At 60.0% G+C, this 18,801-nt stretch carries 17 protein-coding genes; 5 read left to right on the top strand and 12 right to left on the bottom strand.

Annotation, left to right across the window (positions count from 1 at the left end; all coding sequences use genetic code 11):
• Position 1: 1 nt before the first annotated feature.
• The 3 genes from ACM6JQ_RS13700 to ribBA all read right to left on the bottom strand — a co-directional run bounded on the left by ACM6JQ_RS13700 (position 2) and on the right by ribBA (position 3,548).
• Entirely contained in the window at positions 2-949 is a 948-nt protein-coding gene (locus ACM6JQ_RS13700) for an ABC transporter permease (RefSeq protein ID WP_414894167.1), read from the bottom strand.
• The gene (locus ACM6JQ_RS13695) at positions 946-1,971 is read right to left on the bottom strand and encodes an ABC transporter substrate-binding protein (protein ID WP_007918009.1); all 1,026 of its coding nucleotides are present in this window, start codon (positions 1,969-1,971) and stop codon (positions 946-948) included. The genes ACM6JQ_RS13700 and ACM6JQ_RS13695 overlap by 4 nt, the downstream gene beginning before the upstream one ends.
• Before the next feature lie 467 nt (positions 1,972-2,438).
• Positions 2,439-3,548 carry a bifunctional 3,4-dihydroxy-2-butanone-4-phosphate synthase/GTP cyclohydrolase II gene (gene ribBA, locus ACM6JQ_RS13690; protein WP_414893996.1) on the bottom strand — a complete coding sequence of 370 codons (1,110 nt, stop codon included), beginning with the start codon at positions 3,546-3,548 and terminating at the stop codon, positions 2,439-2,441.
• Positions 3,549-3,616: 68 nt separating this feature from the next.
• Between ribBA and ACM6JQ_RS13685 the strand changes: the two genes are divergently transcribed.
• Positions 3,617-3,913, top strand: a complete 297-nt coding sequence (locus tag ACM6JQ_RS13685; RefSeq protein WP_414893995.1) for a DUF1330 domain-containing protein — start codon at positions 3,617-3,619, stop codon at positions 3,911-3,913.
• A gap of 153 nt (positions 3,914-4,066) precedes the next feature.
• Here ACM6JQ_RS13685 and ACM6JQ_RS13680 read toward each other — a convergent pair whose 3' ends face one another.
• The 7 genes from ACM6JQ_RS13680 to ACM6JQ_RS13650 form a co-directional block, all read right to left on the bottom strand.
• Entirely contained in the window at positions 4,067-4,630 is a 564-nt protein-coding gene (locus tag ACM6JQ_RS13680) for an NUDIX hydrolase (protein ID WP_038368092.1), read from the bottom strand.
• Between the two features lies 1 nt (position 4,631).
• The gene (locus tag ACM6JQ_RS13675) at positions 4,632-5,384 is read right to left on the bottom strand and encodes a GntR family transcriptional regulator (protein WP_007918001.1); all 753 of its coding nucleotides are present in this window, start codon (positions 5,382-5,384) and stop codon (positions 4,632-4,634) included.
• A gap of 42 nt (positions 5,385-5,426) precedes the next feature.
• A complete protein-coding gene (locus ACM6JQ_RS13670) occupies positions 5,427-5,831 on the bottom strand; it encodes a carboxymuconolactone decarboxylase family protein (protein WP_008088075.1) in 405 nt (134 codons plus the stop codon).
• 131 nt (positions 5,832-5,962) lie between these two features.
• Positions 5,963-6,448 carry a flavin reductase family protein gene (locus tag ACM6JQ_RS13665; RefSeq protein WP_414893994.1) on the bottom strand — a complete coding sequence of 162 codons (486 nt, stop codon included), beginning with the start codon at positions 6,446-6,448 and terminating at the stop codon, positions 5,963-5,965.
• 12 nt (positions 6,449-6,460) lie between these two features.
• Entirely contained in the window at positions 6,461-7,942 is a 1,482-nt protein-coding gene (locus tag ACM6JQ_RS13660) for an aldehyde dehydrogenase (protein ID WP_123374988.1), read from the bottom strand.
• Positions 7,939-8,772, bottom strand: a complete 834-nt coding sequence (locus tag ACM6JQ_RS13655; protein WP_414893993.1) for an alpha/beta fold hydrolase — start codon at positions 8,770-8,772, stop codon at positions 7,939-7,941. Before ACM6JQ_RS13655 ends, ACM6JQ_RS13660 begins: the two co-directional genes overlap by 4 nt.
• Positions 8,773-8,803: 31 nt before the next feature.
• The gene (locus tag ACM6JQ_RS13650) at positions 8,804-9,394 is read right to left on the bottom strand and encodes an amino acid synthesis family protein (RefSeq protein ID WP_007917992.1); all 591 of its coding nucleotides are present in this window, start codon (positions 9,392-9,394) and stop codon (positions 8,804-8,806) included.
• A 439-nt stretch (positions 9,395-9,833) separates the two neighbouring features.
• Here ACM6JQ_RS13650 and ACM6JQ_RS13645 point away from each other — a divergent pair, with 439 nt between their 5' ends.
• Together ACM6JQ_RS13645 and ACM6JQ_RS13640 are read left to right on the top strand one after the other, a co-directional pair.
• Positions 9,834-10,877 (top strand): WD40/YVTN/BNR-like repeat-containing protein, encoded by a 1,044-nt coding sequence (locus tag ACM6JQ_RS13645; protein WP_007917990.1) that lies wholly within the window; start codon positions 9,834-9,836, stop codon positions 10,875-10,877.
• Entirely contained in the window at positions 10,874-13,258 is a 2,385-nt protein-coding gene (locus ACM6JQ_RS13640; RefSeq protein WP_095111456.1) for an efflux RND transporter permease subunit, read from the top strand. Before ACM6JQ_RS13645 ends, ACM6JQ_RS13640 begins: the two co-directional genes overlap by 4 nt.
• Before the next feature lie 277 nt (positions 13,259-13,535).
• Here the strand turns inward: ACM6JQ_RS13640 and ACM6JQ_RS13635 are convergent, their stop codons facing one another.
• Complete coding sequence (locus ACM6JQ_RS13635; protein WP_064392969.1) at positions 13,536-14,255, bottom strand: FadR/GntR family transcriptional regulator; 720 nt, start codon at positions 14,253-14,255, stop codon at positions 13,536-13,538.
• A 153-nt stretch (positions 14,256-14,408) separates the two neighbouring features.
• Positions 14,409-16,145 carry an IlvD/Edd family dehydratase gene (locus tag ACM6JQ_RS13630; RefSeq protein ID WP_007917984.1) on the bottom strand — a complete coding sequence of 579 codons (1,737 nt, stop codon included), beginning with the start codon at positions 16,143-16,145 and terminating at the stop codon, positions 14,409-14,411.
• Between the two features lie 193 nt (positions 16,146-16,338).
• On the opposite strand from ACM6JQ_RS13630, the gene ACM6JQ_RS13625 reads away from it, so the two are divergent.
• Both ACM6JQ_RS13625 and araD1 read left to right on the top strand, forming a co-directional pair.
• Positions 16,339-17,661 carry an MFS transporter gene (locus tag ACM6JQ_RS13625; RefSeq protein ID WP_007917982.1) on the top strand — a complete coding sequence of 441 codons (1,323 nt, stop codon included), beginning with the start codon at positions 16,339-16,341 and terminating at the stop codon, positions 17,659-17,661.
• Between the two features lie 145 nt (positions 17,662-17,806).
• Positions 17,807-18,799 carry an AraD1 family protein gene (gene araD1 / locus ACM6JQ_RS13620; RefSeq protein WP_414893992.1) on the top strand — a complete coding sequence of 331 codons (993 nt, stop codon included), beginning with the start codon at positions 17,807-17,809 and terminating at the stop codon, positions 18,797-18,799.
• Positions 18,800-18,801: the final 2 nt, after the last annotated feature.

Genomic DNA, 18,801 nt, shown 5'->3' with positions numbered 1-18,801 from the left:
CTTACCTCGCGTTACTGGCGCCAACCGGGGATTCCGGTTGAAGCTTCAGGTAGAAGTAGAACAGCACCAAAGTGATCGCGATCAGCAACGCGGCGCCGGCACTGGCCAGGCCCCAGTTGAGGAACGATTGCACCTGTTGAATGATGAACTCCGGCAGCATCATGTTCTGCGCCCCGCCCAGCAGCGCCGGGGTCACGTAGTAACCGAGCGACATAACGAACACCATCAAGCCACCGGAGGCCAGACCCGGCCGGCACAGCGGCAGGAACACCCGGAAGAAGTTGGTCCATGGACTGGCGCCGCAGATCGAACCGGCCTGCAGGATCATCGGATCGATGGCCTGCATGGTCGCCTGCAACGGCAGGACGATGAACGGGATCATGATGTAGCTCATGCCGATCACTACGCCGGTGAGGTTGTGCACCATCTCCAGCGGCTGATCGATGATGCCCAGCGCCATCAAGGCCTTGTTGATCACACCGGACGCTTGCAGCAACACCAGCCACGAATAGGTGCGGGCGAGCAGGCTGGTCCACATCGACAGCAGCACGATGTTGAGGATCCAGCGCCCCCAGCCACGCGGCACCAGGGTGATCGCCCAGGCCAGCGGAAAGCCCAGCAGCAGGCTGAACAGGGTCACCAGTCCGGCCACCGAAAAGGTGTTGAGCAGCACCCGGGCATACGCCGAGTTGGCGAACAGTTGCTCGTAGTTGCCAAGGCCTGGCGTCGGTTCGAGCACGCCGCGCAACAGCAGGCCAATCAACGGCGCGAGAAAGAACAGGCCGATGAACAGCAACGCCGGGGCGAGGTTGCCGGCGCCGCGCCAGCGTTGTCTGAGGGACGGGGTTTGCTGCATCGCAACCGCCTGGGTTCCGTGGGCCGAACCGGCAGCGCCGTTGGCGCTCCCGGTGGCAGTGGAGGGACGGGACGCGGTGGCCGCCATTTTCATTTGACCAGCCATTCGTTCCACCGTGTCGCGATGGCCTGGCCGTTTTTGGCCCAGTACGCGAAATCAAGAGTGATCTGATCCTTAGCGTAGGCAGTCGGCAGGTTGGGGGCCAGCGTCGAATCCAGACGCTCCACACTGTCGAGGTTGACCGGGGCGTAGGCGGTCAGGTTGGAGAAGTCGGCCTGGCCTTTGGCGCTACTGGCGGCGGCCAGAAACTTCATCGCCGCGTCCTTGTTTTTCGAGCCTTTAGGGATGACCAGAATGTCGGCCATGACCAGGTTCTGTTTCCAGCTCACGCCCACTGGCGCGCCGTCTTCCTGCAGGGCGTGGATACGGCCGTTCCAGAATTGGCCCATGCTCGCTTCACCGGACGCCAGCAGTTGCTGCGACTGCGCGCCGCCGCCCCACCAGACGATGTCTTTCTTGATGGTGTCGAGTTTTTTGAAGGCGCGATCCAGATCCAGAGGGTACAGCTTGTCGGCCGCTACGCCGTCGGCCAGCAGCGCCAGTTCGAGCACGCCGGGGCTTGGCCATTTATAGAGGGCGCGTTTGCCGGGGTAGGTTTTGGTGTCGAACAGGGCGCTCCAGTCCTGCGGCTTGTTGGCGCCGAGTTTGCCCTCGTTGTAGCCGAGAACGAAGGAGAAGAAGAACGAGCCGACGCCGTGATCGCTGACGAAGCGCGGGTCGATCTTGTCGCGCTGAATGACTTTGAAATCGAGGGGTTCGAGCAGGCCTTCAGCGGCGGCGCGCAGGGCGAAATCGGCTTCGACATCAACCACGTCCCATTGCACGTTGCCGCTCTCGACCATGGCTTTGAGTTTGCCGTAGTCGGTCGGGCCGTCCTGCACGACGGTGATGCCGCTGGCCTTGCTGAAAGGATCAGCCCAGGCCTGTTTCTGCGCATCCTGGGTGCTTCCGCCCCAGCTGACGAAGTTCACGCTTTCGGCAGCCATTGCAGCCTGGCCGGTGACGCTGAGCAGTCCCGCAAAAAAGATCGCGGTTGCAGCTTTGTTCAACACCATTTTTACGCCCTCATTGTTGTGTTTTTGAGCGGGCTTGCGTTGTTGCCCGCCTGTCGGGAGCAGTAGCTGGACGTTCGTTGGAGTGTCCGGTCTATGGAATATCATATTATGGTATTCCAAACTTTGTGCAAGCACTTTGCCTTACCGGTTATCTGGCGGTTGATGGTTTTCACTTGAGAGATGTGTAGAAATTTCAGATTCAGCCCCTCACCCCAGCCCTCTCCCAATGGGAGAGGGGGAAAGGGAGCAGATTTTCATGCTGTTCAAAACCGAGTCCGACCCGGTATTGGAAAGGGAGCCGATTTTTGTGCTGTTCAAAACCGAGCTCGATTGGGTATTAGAAAGGGAGCAGATCTTCATGCTGTTCAAGGCCTGAGTTCGACTCGGAATCTCAGGTCGGCGTATAGCGACTAAACAACTCGGTCGGCTCCCTCTCCCTCCGGGAGAGGGCTGGGGTGAGGGCAGCTTTATTCAGTGAACGGAATGCTTTCGACCACTTCCAGGTCATAGCCGGTCAGCCCTGCATATTTGAGGGGAGGGCCCAAGTGACGCAGTTTGCCAACCCCCAGATTCTGCAGAATCTGCGCTCCAGTCCCCACTTCCGAATAAATCCGCGATTGCGAGCGACTGAACTGCCTTGGCGGCTGGGTCAATTGCGGCACCCGCTCCAGCAACGCCTGCGAAGATTCATGATTGGCCAGCACCACAACAACCCCATGTCCCTCAGCCGCGACCCGTTGCAGCGCCGCCCACAGCGTCCAGTTCGTCGGCCCGCTGTATTCGGCGCCGACCAGATCACGCAGCGGATCGATCACATGCACACGCACCAGCGTCGGTTCCTCACGGCGCAAATCACCCATGACCATCGCCATGTGCACGCCGCCCTCGATGCGATCCTCAAAGGTGATCAAACGGAAGGTGCCATGCACCGTCGGCAGCTCGCGTTCGCCAATCCGTTCGATGGTGTGTTCGGTGCTCAGGCGATAGTGGATCAGGTCGGCGATGGTGCCGATCTTGATCCCGTGTTTGCGCGCAAACATTTCCAGATCCGGGCGACGGGCCATGGTGCCGTCGTCGTTCATCACCTCGACAATCACCGAGGCTGGGGTGAAACCGGCCAAGCGCGCCAGATCACAACCCGCTTCGGTATGCCCGGCGCGGGTCAGCACGCCACCTTCCTTGGCGCGCAACGGGAAGATATGGCCGGGCTGCACCAGGTCTTCCGCACGAGCATTTGGCGCGACGGCAGCGGCAACGGTGCAAGCGCGATCCGCCGCCGAAATGCCAGTGGTCACGCCAACCGCCGCTTCAATCGATACGGTAAACGCGGTGCTGAACACGCTGCCGTTGGCCGGCACCATTTGCTCAAGACCCAAACGCTGGCAATGTTCGTCAGTCAGCGTCAGGCAAATCAGCCCGCGTGCTTCACGGGCCATAAAGCTGATCGCTTCTGGCGTGCAACGGTCGGCGGCCAGCAACAGGTCGCCTTCGTTTTCGCGGTCTTCGTCATCGACCAGCAAAACCATTTTGCCGAGACGATAATCTTCGATGATTTCTTCGATGCTGTTGAAGGCCATGCTGGACTCTCAGGGTTCGTTGGAAATATATTGGTATACCATAATACAAAATCAACAAAGAGGTCACTATGAAGGCGTACTGGATTGCTCATGTGGATATAGCCGATGCCGATCACTACAGCCAATACACCCAGCGCGCGCCGGCGGCTTTCGCTGAATTCGGCGCGAAATTTCTGGCGAGGGGCGGGCGCAGCGAAGCGATGGAAGGGCGCAAGACGCCGCAGCGCAGCGTGGTGATCGAGTTCGAGAGCTATGAGAAGGCTGTGGCGTGCTACCACTCGGCGGCGTACCAGGAAGCGAAGAGTTATCGCGAAGAATGGGCGAGGGCGGAAATCATCATCGTTGAAGGCATCGCCCCACTGTGAAGCCCACGGTAATGATCGTTCCCACGCTCCGCGTGGGAATGCCTCTTCGGACGCTCCGCGTTCGGCTGTGAAAGGGACGCGGAGCGTCCCGGGCTGCATTCCCACGCGGAGCGTGGGAACGATCAGATGGGGCACCGGCAAGGGGGGATGTGATCAGCGGATAAAGTGGATCTTGCCGCTGTCATCATTGCCCATGTAAATCCCATACACCCCAGCCTGACGCTCTTCGATATAGCGCTCAAGAATCTGCCGGATCGCCGGGTAATAGATCTGTTCCCACGGAATCTCTTCAGGCGCGAAGAATTTGTAATCCATGGTCTCCGGCCCGTATTGCCCGGTGATCTCCAGCGCGATCGCGCGGAAGATGATGTACACCTCGCTGATCTTCGGCACGCTGAAAATCGAGTACGGCGAGACGATTTCCGCGCGCACGCCGCTTTCTTCCCAGACTTCGCGGACGGCCGCTTGCTCGGTGGTCTCGCCGCTTTCCATGAAACCGGCGGGCAGCGTCCAGGTGCCCGGGCGCGGGGGAATCGCCCGTTGGCACAGCAGGTATTTGCCGTCCTGCTCGATGATGCAGCCGGCAATGATTTTCGGATTGATGTAGTGGATGTAACCGCAGCCACGGCACATCAGGCGCTCGTGCGTATCGCCCGCCGGTATCTGCTGACCGAGGTCAGGGCCACCGCATTTCGGGCAATAGCTCGGGCTGAACATATCAGTGACCTATACGCGGTTCTTTCAGCGCGATGGGCAGGGTCATGGCCGGGGTTGCGCCGGTCTCTTCCTGCTTGCGCTTGAGATAGTCGAGCGCTACCGCAGCGGCAGCGCGAACGTGATCAACACAGGCCTGATGCGCCACCAGCGGATCACCGCTCTTGATCGCTTCGACCATTTTCTCCATTTCCTGATTACTCGCGCCGCGCCGGTTTTCCTGCGACACCGAAGTCGCACGCAGGTAGCTGATGCGTGCCTGCAACTGACGCAGTTGAGTCGCCGCAACATGGTTGCCCGAGCCTTCGAGCAGCACGTCGTAGAAGCCCTGCACCGAGTCGATCACCTGTTGCAGTTCGCCGTCCTTGAGAGCCTTGCGGTTCTCGTCGAGGGCTTTTTCCAGGGCTTTGATGTCCTTGGCCTTGGCACGCAGGGTGAACAGCTGGACGATCAGTCCCTCAAGCACGCAGCGCAATTCGTAGATATCGACGGCATCGGCAAGGGTGATGATCGCTACGCGCGGGCCTTTGGCATCGGCAAACTCGACCAGACCTTCGGATTCCAGGTGACGCAAGGCTTCGCGCACGGAAGTACGGCTGACGCCCAGACGATCACACAGATCGCGCTCGACCAGACGATCGCCGGGCATGAGCTGGAAATTCATGATCGCGCTACGCAGTTTATCCAGCACGATTTCGCGCAGAGTAACGGGGTTGCGATTGACCTTGAAGCTGTCGTCGAGTGGCTGGCGTTTCATGGGGTCCGCTCTTTCGGTTGGCTGTCCATGCCAGACGGGCATCTAAACAGCCGAGGGGTTAACTGGGGCTTCGGCGTCGGCTTCGGCAAAGGCTTCACGGGCCAGCCGGAAACTGTCCACGGCCGCCGGAACGCCGCAATAAATGCCGACCTGAAGCAGAATTTCGCGTATTTGCTCACGACTCAGGCCGTTACGCAAGGCGCCACGCACATGCAGCTTGAGTTCGTGCGGACGGTTGAGCGCCGAGATCATCGCCAGGTTGATCATGCTGCGCTCCTTGAGCGACAAACCTTCGCGACCCCAGACATGGCCCCAGCAGTATTCGGTGACCATTTCCTGCAGCGGACGGGTGAAGTCGTCGGCGTTCTCTATAGAACGCTGCACGTAGGCTTCGCCCAATACCTGAGTGCGGATTTTCAGGCCTTTTTCGTACTTTTCGTTACTCATATTCTTTGCCTCACCTCAATCCCTGTGGGAGCTGGCTTGCCAGCGATAGCGGACTATCAGCCAACATCAATGTTGAATGTTAAGCCCTCATCGCTGGCAAGCCAGCTCCCACAGGGTTCTGCATTGTCGCTTCAGGCCAGGGTTGGCAACGGCCCGAGCTTGCCTTTGTGGTAGATCATCGGTGTCACCGGTTGCGCCGGCAGGATCAGGTGCTTCACCGCGCCAACAATGATCGCGTGATCACCACCGTCATATTCCCGCCACAACTCGCACTCGATGATCGCCGTGGCTTTAGCCAAGATCGGGTTACCGAGTTCGCTCAAATGCCACTCGATGTCCTTGGCCTTGTCCTTGCCTTTACCAGCAAACGCATAGGCCTCAGCCGTCTGGTCAGCCGACAGCAAATGGATCGCGAACTTCTTGCTGTCACGCAGCACCGGGTAAGTGTCGGAAGCATAATTGGGGCAGAACAGCACCAGCGCCGGGTCAATCGACAGCGCACTGAAGGCGCTGGCGGTGATGCCGACGATCCCGCCTTCGGGGTCAACGGTGGTGACCACCGTAACGCCGGACGGGAACGAGCTCATGACGTCTTTGTAAATGCCGGGTTCGATCATTTCGCAGGACTCCTAGCGCATCACAAACGGATCAGGCATCGGTGCCTGGGAGAGGTTGATCCACACCGTTTTCAGTTCGGTGTAGGCCAGCACCGAATCGATGCCGCTTTCGCGTCCATAGCCACTGTTCTTGAAGCCGCCGATCGGTGCCATCGCTGACACCGCACGGTAAGTGTTGACCCAGATAATTCCCGAGCGAACATCGCGAGCGAGGCGATGAGCCCGGCCCAAATCACGCGTCCAGATGCCAGCGGCGAGGCCGAACTGCGAGTCGTTGGCGATCGCCAGTGCCTCGGCTTCATCTTTGAAGCGAATCACCGAAGCCACCGGGCCGAAGACTTCTTCCTGCATGATCTTCATCGAATTGCGGTCGCATTCGAACAGCGTCGGCTCATAGAACCAGCCTTCGCCGAGATCGGTCGGGCGCTTGCCGCCGGTACGCAAGCGCGCGCCTTCGGCGATGGCATCCGCGACCAGACCTTCGACAACCGCCAGTTGCTGCGCGGTGGCCATCGGGCCCATCTCGCTGTTGTCTTCTTGCGGGTTGCCGATGCGAATGCGCTGGGCGCGTTCGACCAGTCGGTTGACGAACTCGTCGTAGATTTCGTCCTGCACCAGCAGGCGCGAACCGGACACGCAACTCTGCCCGGAGGCCGCGTAGATCCCGGCGATCGCGCCGTTGATCGCGCTGTCCAGATCGGCGTCGGCGAAGATGATATTCGGTGACTTGCCGCCCAGTTCCAGCGACAGCTTGGCGAAGTTCTCGGCGCTGCTGCGCACCACATGCCGCGCTGTGGCTGCGCCGCCGGTGAAGGCGATTTTGCGGATCAGCGGATGGCGGGTGAGGGCGGCGCCGGTGCTCGGGCCGTAACCGGTGACGACGTTGACCACACCCGGCGGAATCCCCGCTTCGAGGGCCAGACGCGCCAGCTCGAGAATAGTTGCCGAAGCATGCTCGGACGGCTTGATCACGATCGTGTTACCGGCGGCGAGGGCCGGGGCGAGCTTGATCGCTGTCAGGTACAGCGGGCTGTTCCACGGAATGATCGCGGCGACCACACCCATTGCTTCATGCACGGTGTAGGCAAACAGATCGGGCTTATCCAGCGGCAGGGTGCCGCCTTCGAGCTTGTCGGCAAGGCCGGCGGTGTAGTGGAAGAACTCCGGCAGATAGCTGACCTGACCACGGGTTTCGCGGATCAGCTTGCCGTTGTCGCGGCTTTCCAACTGCGCCAGTTGTTCTTTGTTTTCGGCGATCAAGTCGCCGAGACGGCGCAGCAGTTTGCCGCGAGCAGTGGCGGTCAGGCCGCGCCACGCCGGGCTGTCGAAAGCAGTCTGTGCCGATTGCACGGCGCGTTCGACATCCGCTTCATCAGCGTCAGGCAATTCGGCCCAGGCTAGCGCGGTGGCCGGGTTGAGACTTTCGAAGGTCTTGCCGGAGAGGGCGTCGACCCATTCTCCGCCGATGCACATCTGGAAGCGTGCGAGTGTCATGCAACGATCCCCTTTATATGGTTTTGTCGGGAGTGTGCGAATTGGAGAAATTCCAGCAGCGTCTGATTGACCAGACGCGGCGACTCTACGGGCATCATATGCCGTTGCTCAGACAGCACGGCAACCTTCGCACCGGGGATGCGTCGGGCCAGTTGCTCGGCCATTTCCGGGGTTGAACCCGGATCGAGTTCACCAGTGGCAATCAGCGTCGGCGCCTGAATGCTGCCAAGGTCGTCGGCGCGGTACATGTCTTGGGTGGCGAACAATTCGTAGGTGGTCAGATAGCCTTGCGGATCATTGCCGGCCAGGGTCTGGCGGATCGCAGCGATCTGCGCCGGATTGGCCGCCTGATATTCGCGGCTGAACCAGCGTGACAGCGCCGCTTCGGCATTGGCGTCCGGGCCATGTTCGGCGGCTTGCGCGGTGCGAGCGATGACGCCGGCACGCTGTTCTTCACTGCGGTTGAACACGCTGTTCAACACCACCAGGCTTTGCAGGCGCTCCGGGTAATGCAGGGCAAAGGCCCGCGCGACCAGACCGCCCATGGAGAAACCGATCACCGCTGCCTGTTGCAGATTCAGATGATCGAGCAGCTCCAGCAACTGATCGGCGTAACCGAGCAGGGCGGTGCCGCTGGCCGGTCGCGGGCTCGCGCCATGGCCGAGCATGTCGTAGGCGATCACCTGGTACTGGCTGGACAGGCCGACAATCTGCCCGCCCCACATTTCTTTGTTCAGGCCCACGCCGTGGATCAAAACCACGGGCTGGCCTTGGCCGGTCGCCAGGTAACTGGTGCCAGCCGGGGTGAGTTCAGCGGTGAGCCGAATCATGGAGCGCTCCTGCAGTGCCTTTTTATTGTGATTACTGGGCTTTTTCGGCGGCCAGTTCTTCCAGATCGATGTAGCGGTTACCGATGCGCGGGTGCAGGCGACCACCGTCGGCGCAACCCAGCACGACGACGATTTCGTCGGCACGCGGCGCGTCTTCGATCTGCATTTCCAGGGTGATGTAGTGCGAACGCTGACCTTCGTCGTCCTTGTGCATCATCGGGATCTGGATCGACGTGCCCGGGCCGCCGCGCTTGTTGGTGAAGCTCAGGTAGCTCTTGGCGTTGACCGCTTCGCGGTAGTGGTTGCCGAAGCGCAGGGTGTGGATCACGGCGGAGGCGTGTTCGATCTCGCCATCAGCACCGACCACGGCGGCTTTGCCGTAGGCCTCGATCTTCTCGGCACCGCCGATGATGCCGACCAGACGCTCAACCATCAGCGCGCCGAGGTCGGAGCAGTTGGCGCGGATCTGCGGCTTGAGGTCTTCCACGAAACCGTTGCCCACCCAAGGGTTTTTCATCACCACGGCGAGGCCGACCATGGTCACTGGCTTGTCGGTGGCCTTGCCGCCTTCGATGAAGGTTTCTTCGACATAGCTGACGATCTTGCGAATTTCGAAACTCATGAGCTGCTCCGTTGGGGGATTGAGAGTGTCTGTGCGTCTGATGGTATACCATAATACCGATCGTGCAAGTCCCCCCGGTAACTTTTGCCGCATCACCCCGGCGAATGGTCATGTATTCAAATCCCAAAGCCCCCACGACCCCCTGTAGGAGTGAGCCTGCTCGCGATAGCGGTGTGTCAGTCAATGAATTCTTACCTGATACACCGCTATCGCGAGCAGGCTCACTCCTACAGGGTGAAATTCGTCAGCAATGCGGTTAACAAAAGATAACGTGGCGCCGATTGTCAGACGTTTCGAAAGCCCGATAGGATGAGCCAGCTTCCGAAGTGGCTCTGGATTGCGGGTTTCAGGACTATGCTTCTGACCAGCCATCAGCGGAGCACACTTGCGGCGCCCTTGAAGGCCAGATGGCCTAACAATAATAAATAGGGGAAGGTCTATGAGTCGTTGCCGCCCGCCGGCGTTACGCAACACCGCGTTGCTGGCCACAGCACTCTCTCTGCTGGGCTTTGCCACGTTATCGGCACCTGTGATTGCCGCCGAGGCCCCGGCTGACGTGGTCTATGCCACCGAATCTGCGAAAGCCGCGAAAAGTCTGATTCTCGATGTCGTCCACGCTGGCGCGCGCCTGGTCGCGGTCGGCGATCGTGGGCACATTCTCTATTCCGATGACCAGGGCAAAACCTGGACCCAGGCCAAAGTGCCGACCCGGCAACTGCTGACGGCGGTGTACTTTGTCGACGACAAGCACGGCTGGGCGGTCGGCCACGACGCGCAAATCCTCGCCAGCGCAGACGGCGGTCTGACCTGGACCAAGCAATTCGAAGACCTCAAACGTGAGTCGCCGCTGCTCGACGTCTGGTTCAAGGACGTCAACAGTGGCCTCGCTGTGGGCGCGTACGGCGCGCTGCTGGAAACCACCGACGGCGGCAAGAACTGGGAAGACGTCAGCGACCGCCTCGACAACGAAGATCAATTCCACCTTAACGCCATCGCCGCGGTGAAAGACGCCGGGCTGTTCATCGTTGGCGAGTCGGGCAGCATGTTCCGCTCCGCCGACGACGGTCAGACCTGGGAAAAACTCGAAGGCCCGTACGAAGGTTCGCTCTTCGGCGTGATCGGCACGGCCCAACCGCAGACCCTGCTGGCCTACGGCTTGCGCGGCAACCTCTACCGCTCCACCGATTTCGGCAGCACCTGGGAGCAGGTCGAACTGAAAGCTGCGCGCGGTGCGCTGGAGTTCGGCCTCTCCGGTGCGACGCTGCTCGAAGACGGCTCGATCGTCATCGTCGGCAACGGCGGTTCGGTGATCAGCAGCAGCGACAACGGCGAAACCTTCAGCGTGTTCAACCGTCCGGACCGCATCTCGCTGTCATCGGTCACCGCTGCCGGCGACGGCAACTTGATTCTGAGCGGGCAGGGTGGGCTTCACACCACGCAGCCAAACGGTGCCGAGATCAATAACAAGAAGGCGGGGCTATGACTTCCTTGATCACTCCTCAGCAGGACAAGGCGACGTTTCTTGAGCGCCTGATTTTCAACAACCGCCCGGCCGTGATCCTGATCTGTCTGGTGGTGAGCATTTTCCTGTTCTGGCAGGCCACGCTGATCCGGCCATCGACCAGTTTCGAAAAAATGATCCCGCTCAAGCATCCCTTCATCGAAAAGATGATGGAGCACCGCAACGATCTGGCGAACCTGGGCAACACCGTGCGCATTTCGGTGGAAGCCAAGGACGGCGACATCTTCTCCAAGGAGTACATGGAGACCCTGCGCCAGATCAACGACGAGGTGTTCTACATCTCCGGCGTCGACCGCTCCGGGCTGAAGTCGCTGTGGAGTCCGAGCGTACGCTGGACCGAAGTGACCGAAGAGGGTTTTGCCGGCGGTGAAGTGATCCCGCAGAGCTACAACGGCTCGCAGGACAGCCTCGATCTGCTGCGCAACAACGTGCTCAAGTCCGGCCAGGTCGGGCGTCTGGTGGCCAACGACTTCAAGTCGAGCATCGTCGACATCCCGCTGCTGGAGTCCTACCCGGACCCGGAAGACCAGGGCAAGTTGCTCGCGCTGGACTACCGCAAGTTCTCCCATGAACTCGAAGACAAGATCCGCAACAAGTTCGAAGCGCAGAACCCCAACGTCAAAATCCACATCGTCGGTTTCGCCAAGAAGGTCGGCGACCTGATCGATGGTCTGGTGATGGTCGTGCTGTTCTTCGGCATCGCCTTCGTCATTACCCTGATTCTGCTGCTGTGGTTCACCAACTGCGTACGCAGCACCATTGCGGTGTTGAGCACGACGCTGGTGGCGGTGGTCTGGCAGCTCGGTCTGATGCACTTCTTTGGCTTCGGGCTTGATCCGTATTCGATGCTGGTGCCATTCCTGATCTTCGCCATCGGTATTTCCCACGGCGTGCAGAAGATCAACGGTATCGCCCTGCAATCCAGTGAGGCCGACAACGCGCTGACCGCAGCGCGGCGGACCTTCCGGCAACTGTTCCTGCCGGGGATGATCGCGATTCTGGCGGATGCGGTGGGTTTCATCACGCTATTGATCATCGATATCGGCGTGATCCGTGAACTGGCCATCGGCGCCTCCATCGGCGTGGCGGTGATCGTCTTCACCAACCTGATTCTGCTGCCGGTGGCGATTTCCTATGTCGGCATCAGCAAGCGCGCGATTGCCAAGAGCAAGAAAGACGCGAACCGCGAACATCCGTTCTGGCGGCTGCTGTCGAATTTCGCCAACCCGAAAGTCGCACGCATTTCGGTGGTGCTGGCGCTGATCGCCTTCGGTGGCGGCCTCTGGTACAGCCAGAACCTGAAAATCGGCGACCTCGATCAGGGCGCACCGGAGCTACGTCCGGACTCGCGCTACAACAAGGACAACAACTTCATCATCAGCAATTACTCCACCAGCTCTGACGTACTGGTGGTGATGGTCAAGACCAAAGCCGAAGGCTGTTCGCGTTATGAAGCCATGGCGCCGATCGATCAGTTGATGTGGAAGATGCAGAACACCGAGGGCGTGCAGTCGGCGATCTCGCTGGTGACCGTGTCCAAACAGATGATCAAGGGCATGAACGAGGGCAACCTGAAATGGGAAACCCTGTCGCGCAACCCGGACGTGCTGAACAACTCGATTGCCCGTGCCGATGGCTTGTACAACAACAGTTGCTCGCTGGCGCCGGTGCTGGTGTTCCTCAACGATCACAAGGCCGAAACCCTCGATCGTGCGGTGCACGCGGTGCAGGAATTTGCCCAGGAAAATAACAAGGACGGCCTGGAATTCATCCTTGCTGCCGGTAACGCCGGGATCGAAGCGGCCACCAACGAAGTCATCAAACAGGCTGAGCTGACTATCCTGGTTCTCGTGTACATCTGCGTGGCGGTGATGTGCATGATCACCTTCCGTTCGTGGGCGGCGACCCTGTGCATCGTCCTGCCGCTGGTGCTGACCTCGGTTCTCGGCAACGCGCTGATGGCGTTCATGGGCATCGGCGTGAAAGTCGCAACGTTGCCAGTGGTGGCGCTGGGTGTGGGGATTGGTGTCGACTACGGCATCTACATCTACAGCCGTCTGGAAAGTTTCCTGCGCGCCGGCCTGCCGCTGCAGGAAGCCTATTACCAGACGCTGAAATCCACCGGTAAAGCGGTGCTGTTCACCGGCCTGTGCCTGGCGATCGGCGTGTGCACCTGGATCTTCTCGGCGATCAAGTTCCAGGCCGACATGGGCCTGATGCTGACCTTCATGCTGCTGTGGAACATGTTCGGTGCGCTGTGGCTGCTGCCGGCACTGGCGAAGTTCCTGATCAAGCCGGAGAAACTGGCGGGGCAGAAGGGTAATTCGCTGTTTGCGCATTGATCTGAAGGGCTGAAACGACAAAGCCGCAACCTTTGGGTTGCGGCTTTTTTTGTGGCTGAAGATCAAGAGCCCCTCACCCTAACCCTCTCCCCGAGGGAGAGGGGACTGACCGAGTGGTGCGGCTTGATACATCGACCTGAGATACCGAGTCGATTATGGATTCACAGCAAATCGTTCAAGTCGGCGTAAATCTCGAATATCCCCCAATCGGTCCCCTCTACCTCTGGGCGGTCCGACGTTTCGGGAGGGCTAGGGTGAGGGCAGAGGATCTCAAGCGTTAAGTGAGTTCAGCGCCAAGCACAACACTCAAAGCACTACGCGCATCATCCAGCTGCACCAACGTCGCATGCCGAGCACCGAGGGCATCACGATTCTCGATGGCCGTAAGAATCGCCTTATGCCGAGGCAACGCCAATTCATGCAGATTCGGCCGCTGATTCGAATGCTTCAACGCCTCTGCAATCGCCACCGACAACATATTGCACAGGTTCGCCAGCAAATCATTGTGCGTCGCATCAGCAATCCGGCTATGAAAATCCAGATCCGGTTGCAACAACGCTTCCGGCGTCGGCGCCGCTTCCATGCGCTGATACGCCTCACCAATTGCGGCAATATCCGCCTCGGTCGCATGTTGAGCGGCGAGGGCGGCAGCCGCCGGTTCGATAATGCTGCGCACACTGGTCAGCACATTGAAGAATTCATTCTGCGGGCTGCTTTGCATCAGCCAATGCAGTACATCGGGATCGAGCATGTGCCACTCGCGGCGTGCTTTGACCACCGTGCCCACGCGTGGCTTGGAATACACCAGACCTTTGGCTACCAATACCCGTGTGGCTTCACGCAATACCGGCCGGCTGACCGCGTACTCCTCGCAGAGCAAGGCTTCGGCGGGCAGTTTGTCGTCGGGCAAAAAGCGTCCGGAGACGATCTGCATGCCCAGTTCCTGGACGATGCGCGAGTGCATGCTTTTACGGTCGGAGGGTTTGCGGTAATCCATGGGGAGTGGCGCGATCCTGAGCGATGGAGATGCCGCGCATCATAGCAGGCACCAGACAATCTTGAGGCGGGTAATGATCGTTCCCACGCGGAGCGTGGGAACGATCAAATGCATTCCAATGTAGGAGCTGCCGAAGGCTGCGATCTTTTGATTTTAATGGGAATGGCGCGGCACTTCAGCCCCTCGGCAACCGACAAGGAAATCGAAGTCACAGCCCTGATCCGCCTGCAGCACATGGTCGATGTACAGCTGACGATAGCCGCCCACCAACAACTGCTGCGGTGGCTGCAGATCCGCCATGCGCGCCGCCAGTTCGGCATCCGGAATATCCAGGTGCAAACGCCCGGTGGCGCAATCCAGCTCGATCCAGTCGCCTTCCTTCACTGTCGCCAGAGGCCCGCCGGCCGCCGCTTCCGGCGCCACGTGCAAAACTACGGTGCCATACGCCGTGCCGCTCATCCGTGCATCGGAAATGCGCACCATGTCCGTCACACCCTGCGCCAGCAACTTGGCCGGCAAACCCATGTTGCCGACTTCGGCCATGCCCGGATAACCCTTCGGCCCGCAGTTCTTCATCACCAGAATCGAATCCTTATCGACATCCAGTTCCGGATCGTTGATCCGCGCCTTGTACATGTCGAAGTTTTCAAACACCACCGCACGGCCGCGATGCTGCATCAATTCCGGGGTCGCGGCAGATGGCTTGAGCACCGCACCCAGTGGCGCCAGATTGCCGCGCAATACGCAGATACCACCGTCGGCGCGAATCGGATTGTCGAGCGTGCGGATCACCTCGTCTTCGCCATAGATCGGCGCGTCCTTGGTGTTCTCGCCGATCGACTTGCCGTTCACCGTCAGTGCATTCGGATTTGGAATCAGATTGGCCTCACCGAGACGACGCAGCACCGCTGGCAAACCACCGGCGTAATAGAACTCTTCCATCAGAAAACGCCCCGACGGTTGCAGGTCGACAATGGTCGGCATGCCGCGCCCGATGCGGGTCCAGTCGTCCAGATCCAGTTCAACACCGATGCGCCCGGCGATGGCTTTCAAGTGAATCACCGCGTTGGTCGAACCACCGATGGCAGCGTTGACCCGGATAGCATTCTCGAAGGCTTCTTTAGTGAGGATCTTCGACAGTTTCAGATCTTCGCGAACCATCTCTACCGCACGCATGCCGGACATGTGCGCCAACACATAACGCCGCGCATCCACTGCCGGGATCGCCGCGTTGTGCGGCAGCGAAGTGCCGAGTGCTTCAGCCATGCAAGCCATGGTCGATGCGGTGCCCATGGTGTTGCAGGTGCCCGCCGAACGCGACATGCCGCCCTCGGCTGCAAGGAAATCGTCAATCGTGATGGTGCCGGCCTTGACCTGTTCGCTGAGCTGCCAGACCACCGTGCCCGAGCCGATGTCCTTGCCCTTGTGCTTGCCGTTGAGCATCGGCCCGCCGGTCACAACAATCGCTGGCACATCGCAACTCGCCGCGCCCATCAGCAGCGCTGGAGTGGTTTTGTCGCAACCGGTCAACAGCACCACGCCGTCGATCGGATTGCCGCGAATCGCTTCTTCAACGTCCATGCTTGCCAGGTTGCGGGTGAGCATGGCGGTCGGACGCAGGTTCGATTCGCCGTTGGAGAACACCGGGAATTCCACTGGAAAACCGCCAGCCTCGATCACCCCGCGTTTGACGTGCTCCGCGATCTGGCGGAAGTGCGCGTTGCACGGGGTCAGTTCCGACCAGGTGTTGCAGATGCCGATGATCGGCTTGCCGTGAAACTGGTGGTCGGCGATGCCCTGATTCTTCATCCAGCTGCGGTACATGAAGCCGTTCTTGTCGGCCGTGCCAAACCATTGGGCGGAGCGCAGGGTGGGTTTCTTATCAGACATGATCGATTCTCTTATTGTATGACTATAGTGTTCCAGCTACGGCTTAATCTAAGCGCAAAATCCTAGGTTTGGAAGTGTTGTTGGTGAATTAGTATTACTATATAGTCGTTTTCGACGGAGGGATGGCCCTGACGGTTTTCCGTGAGAGGCGTCCCCCGAGGTTCTATAAAAACAACAATCGGAGACCGATCTCATGAGCCAGGAACTGCGGCTGATACGGCGCATTACGCTGAAACTGATTCCCTTCCTGATCCTGCTGTACCTGATCGCCTATGTGGATCGCTCCGCCGTCGGCTTCGCCAAGCTGCACATGGGCGCCGACATCGGCATCGGCGATGCGGCTTACGGCCTCGGCGCCGGGCTGTTCTTCATTGGTTACTTCCTTTTCGAAATCCCCAGCAACCTGATGCTCGAACGCTTCGGTGCGCGGCGCTGGTTTGCGCGGATCATGATCACCTGGGGCGCGATCACCATCGGCATGGCCTTCGTCCAGGGCCCGCACAGTTTCTACGTCATGCGCTTTCTGCTCGGCGCGGCCGAGGCGGGGTTCTTCCCCGGCGTTCTCTACTACATCACCCAATGGTTCCCGGTGCGCCATCGCGGCAAGATCCTCGGCCTGTTCATCCTCTCCCAACCGATCGCGATGATGATCACCGGTCCGGTGTCCGGCGGCTTGCTTGGCATGGACGGCGTCCTCGGGCTGCACGGCTGGCAGTGGCTGTTCATCGTCATCGGCACTCCGGCGATCCTGCTGACCTGGCCGGTGTTGCGCTGGTTGCCGGATGGCCCGCAGCAAGTGAAATGGATGGATCAGGCCGAGAAAGACTGGCTGACCGGTGAGCTGAAAAAGGATCTGCAGGAATACGGCCAGACCCGTCACGGCAATCCGCTGCATGCGCTGAAAGACAAACGCGTGTTGCTGCTGGCGCTGTTTTATCTGCCGGTGACGTTGAGCATTTATGGTCTCGGTCTATGGTTACCGACGCTGATCAAACAGTTTGGCGGCAGCGATCTGGTCACCGGTTTCGTCTCGTCGGTGCCGTACATCTTCGGGATCATCGGCTTGCTGATCGTGCCGCGCAGTTCTGACCGCTTGAATGATCGCTACGGGCATCTGGCCGTGCTTTATGTGCTGGGCGCGATTGGCCTGTTCCTCAGTGCCTGGTTGTCGTTGCCGGTGGCGCAACTGGCGGCGCTGTGTCTGGTGGCGTTCGCGCTGTTTTCCTGCACGGCGGTGTTCTGGACCTTGCCGGGACGGTTCTTTGCCGGCGCGAGTGCAGCGGCGGGGATTGCCTTGATCAATTCGGTGGGGAATCTTGGCGGGTACATCGGGCCGTTTGTGATTGGGGCGTTGAAGGAGTACACCGGCAATCTTGCGTCAGGCCTGTATTTCCTCTCGGGGGTGATGGTGTTTGGCTTGATTCTGACCGGCATCGTCTACCGCGTGCTGGAGCGCAAACACGTGCTCCCGGTTGACCAATTCGCAGCAAGTGCACGCGGTGCCACCCGTACCTGACAGACCCACACCGGTCCCCTGTAGGAGTGAGCCTGCTCGCGATAGCGGTCTATCAGTTGACAACTTTTTGGCTGACACACCGCTATCGCGAGCAGGCTCCCTCCTACAAGGATCTGCGGTGTTTCGAATAACACAGGAGAAAATCATGCATCTGGTTCAATTCGAATTAAGCAACCGCGAACGCCGCGTCGGCGTGGTCGACAACGGTCTGGTGCGCGAAGTGCAAGACGCGCGTTCCGTGCGCGATCTGGCCCTGGCCGCCATCGAGGCCGGCAACACCCTGAAGCAGCAAGTGCAAACCCTCGGCCTCGGCATCAGCCACGATTACGCCGAGCTGCTCGCACAACTGCGCGTGCTGCCGCCCCTCGATCACCCGGACCCGGCGCACATGCTGATCAGCGGCACCGGCCTGACGCATCTTGGCAGTGCCTCGGCGCGGGACAAGATGCACCAGCAGGCCGGCGACGAAGCGGCGATGACCGACACCATGCGCATCTTCAAATGGGGCGTGGAGGGTGGCAAACCGGCGGCGGGGCAGGCCGGTGTGCAACCGGAGTGGTTCTACAAGGGCGACGGCAGCATCGTCGTTCGCCCCGGTCAACCCTTCCCGGTGCCGCCGTTTGCCGAAGACGCTGGCGAAGAGCCGGAGATGGCCGGCCTGTACATCATTGGCCACGACGGCAAGCCTTACCGTCTCGGTTTTGCGGTGGGCAACGAGTTCTCCGACCATGTCATGGAACGCAAGAATTACCTGTACCTCGCCCACTCGAAATTGCGCAGTTGCAGTTACGGCCCGGAACTTCGCACCGGTGAACTGCCTCAACATCTGGCCGGCACCAGTCGCATCCTGCGTGACGGCGAAGTGCTCTGGCAGAACGAGTTTCTCAGTGGCGAGGCGAACATGTGCCACAGCCTCGCCAACCTCGAATACCACCACTTCAAATACAGTCAATTCCTGCGTCCCGGTGACGTGCACATTCACTTCTTCGGCACCGCGACCCTGTCGTTCGCCGATGGCATCCGCACCCAGCCGGGCGACGTCTTTGAAATCAGCCAGGCCGAATTCGGCGCGCCACTGCTCAACGGCATCGTCCCGGTCCCAGCGGTTTATGAACCGGACAGCATCGGCACCCTTTAAGG

The sequence above is a fragment of the Pseudomonas sp. IT-232MI5 genome, assembly GCF_949767845.1.
GTDB lineage: Bacteria > Pseudomonadota > Gammaproteobacteria > Pseudomonadales > Pseudomonadaceae > Aquipseudomonas.
This window is presented reverse-complemented; position numbering and strand designations above follow the sequence as displayed.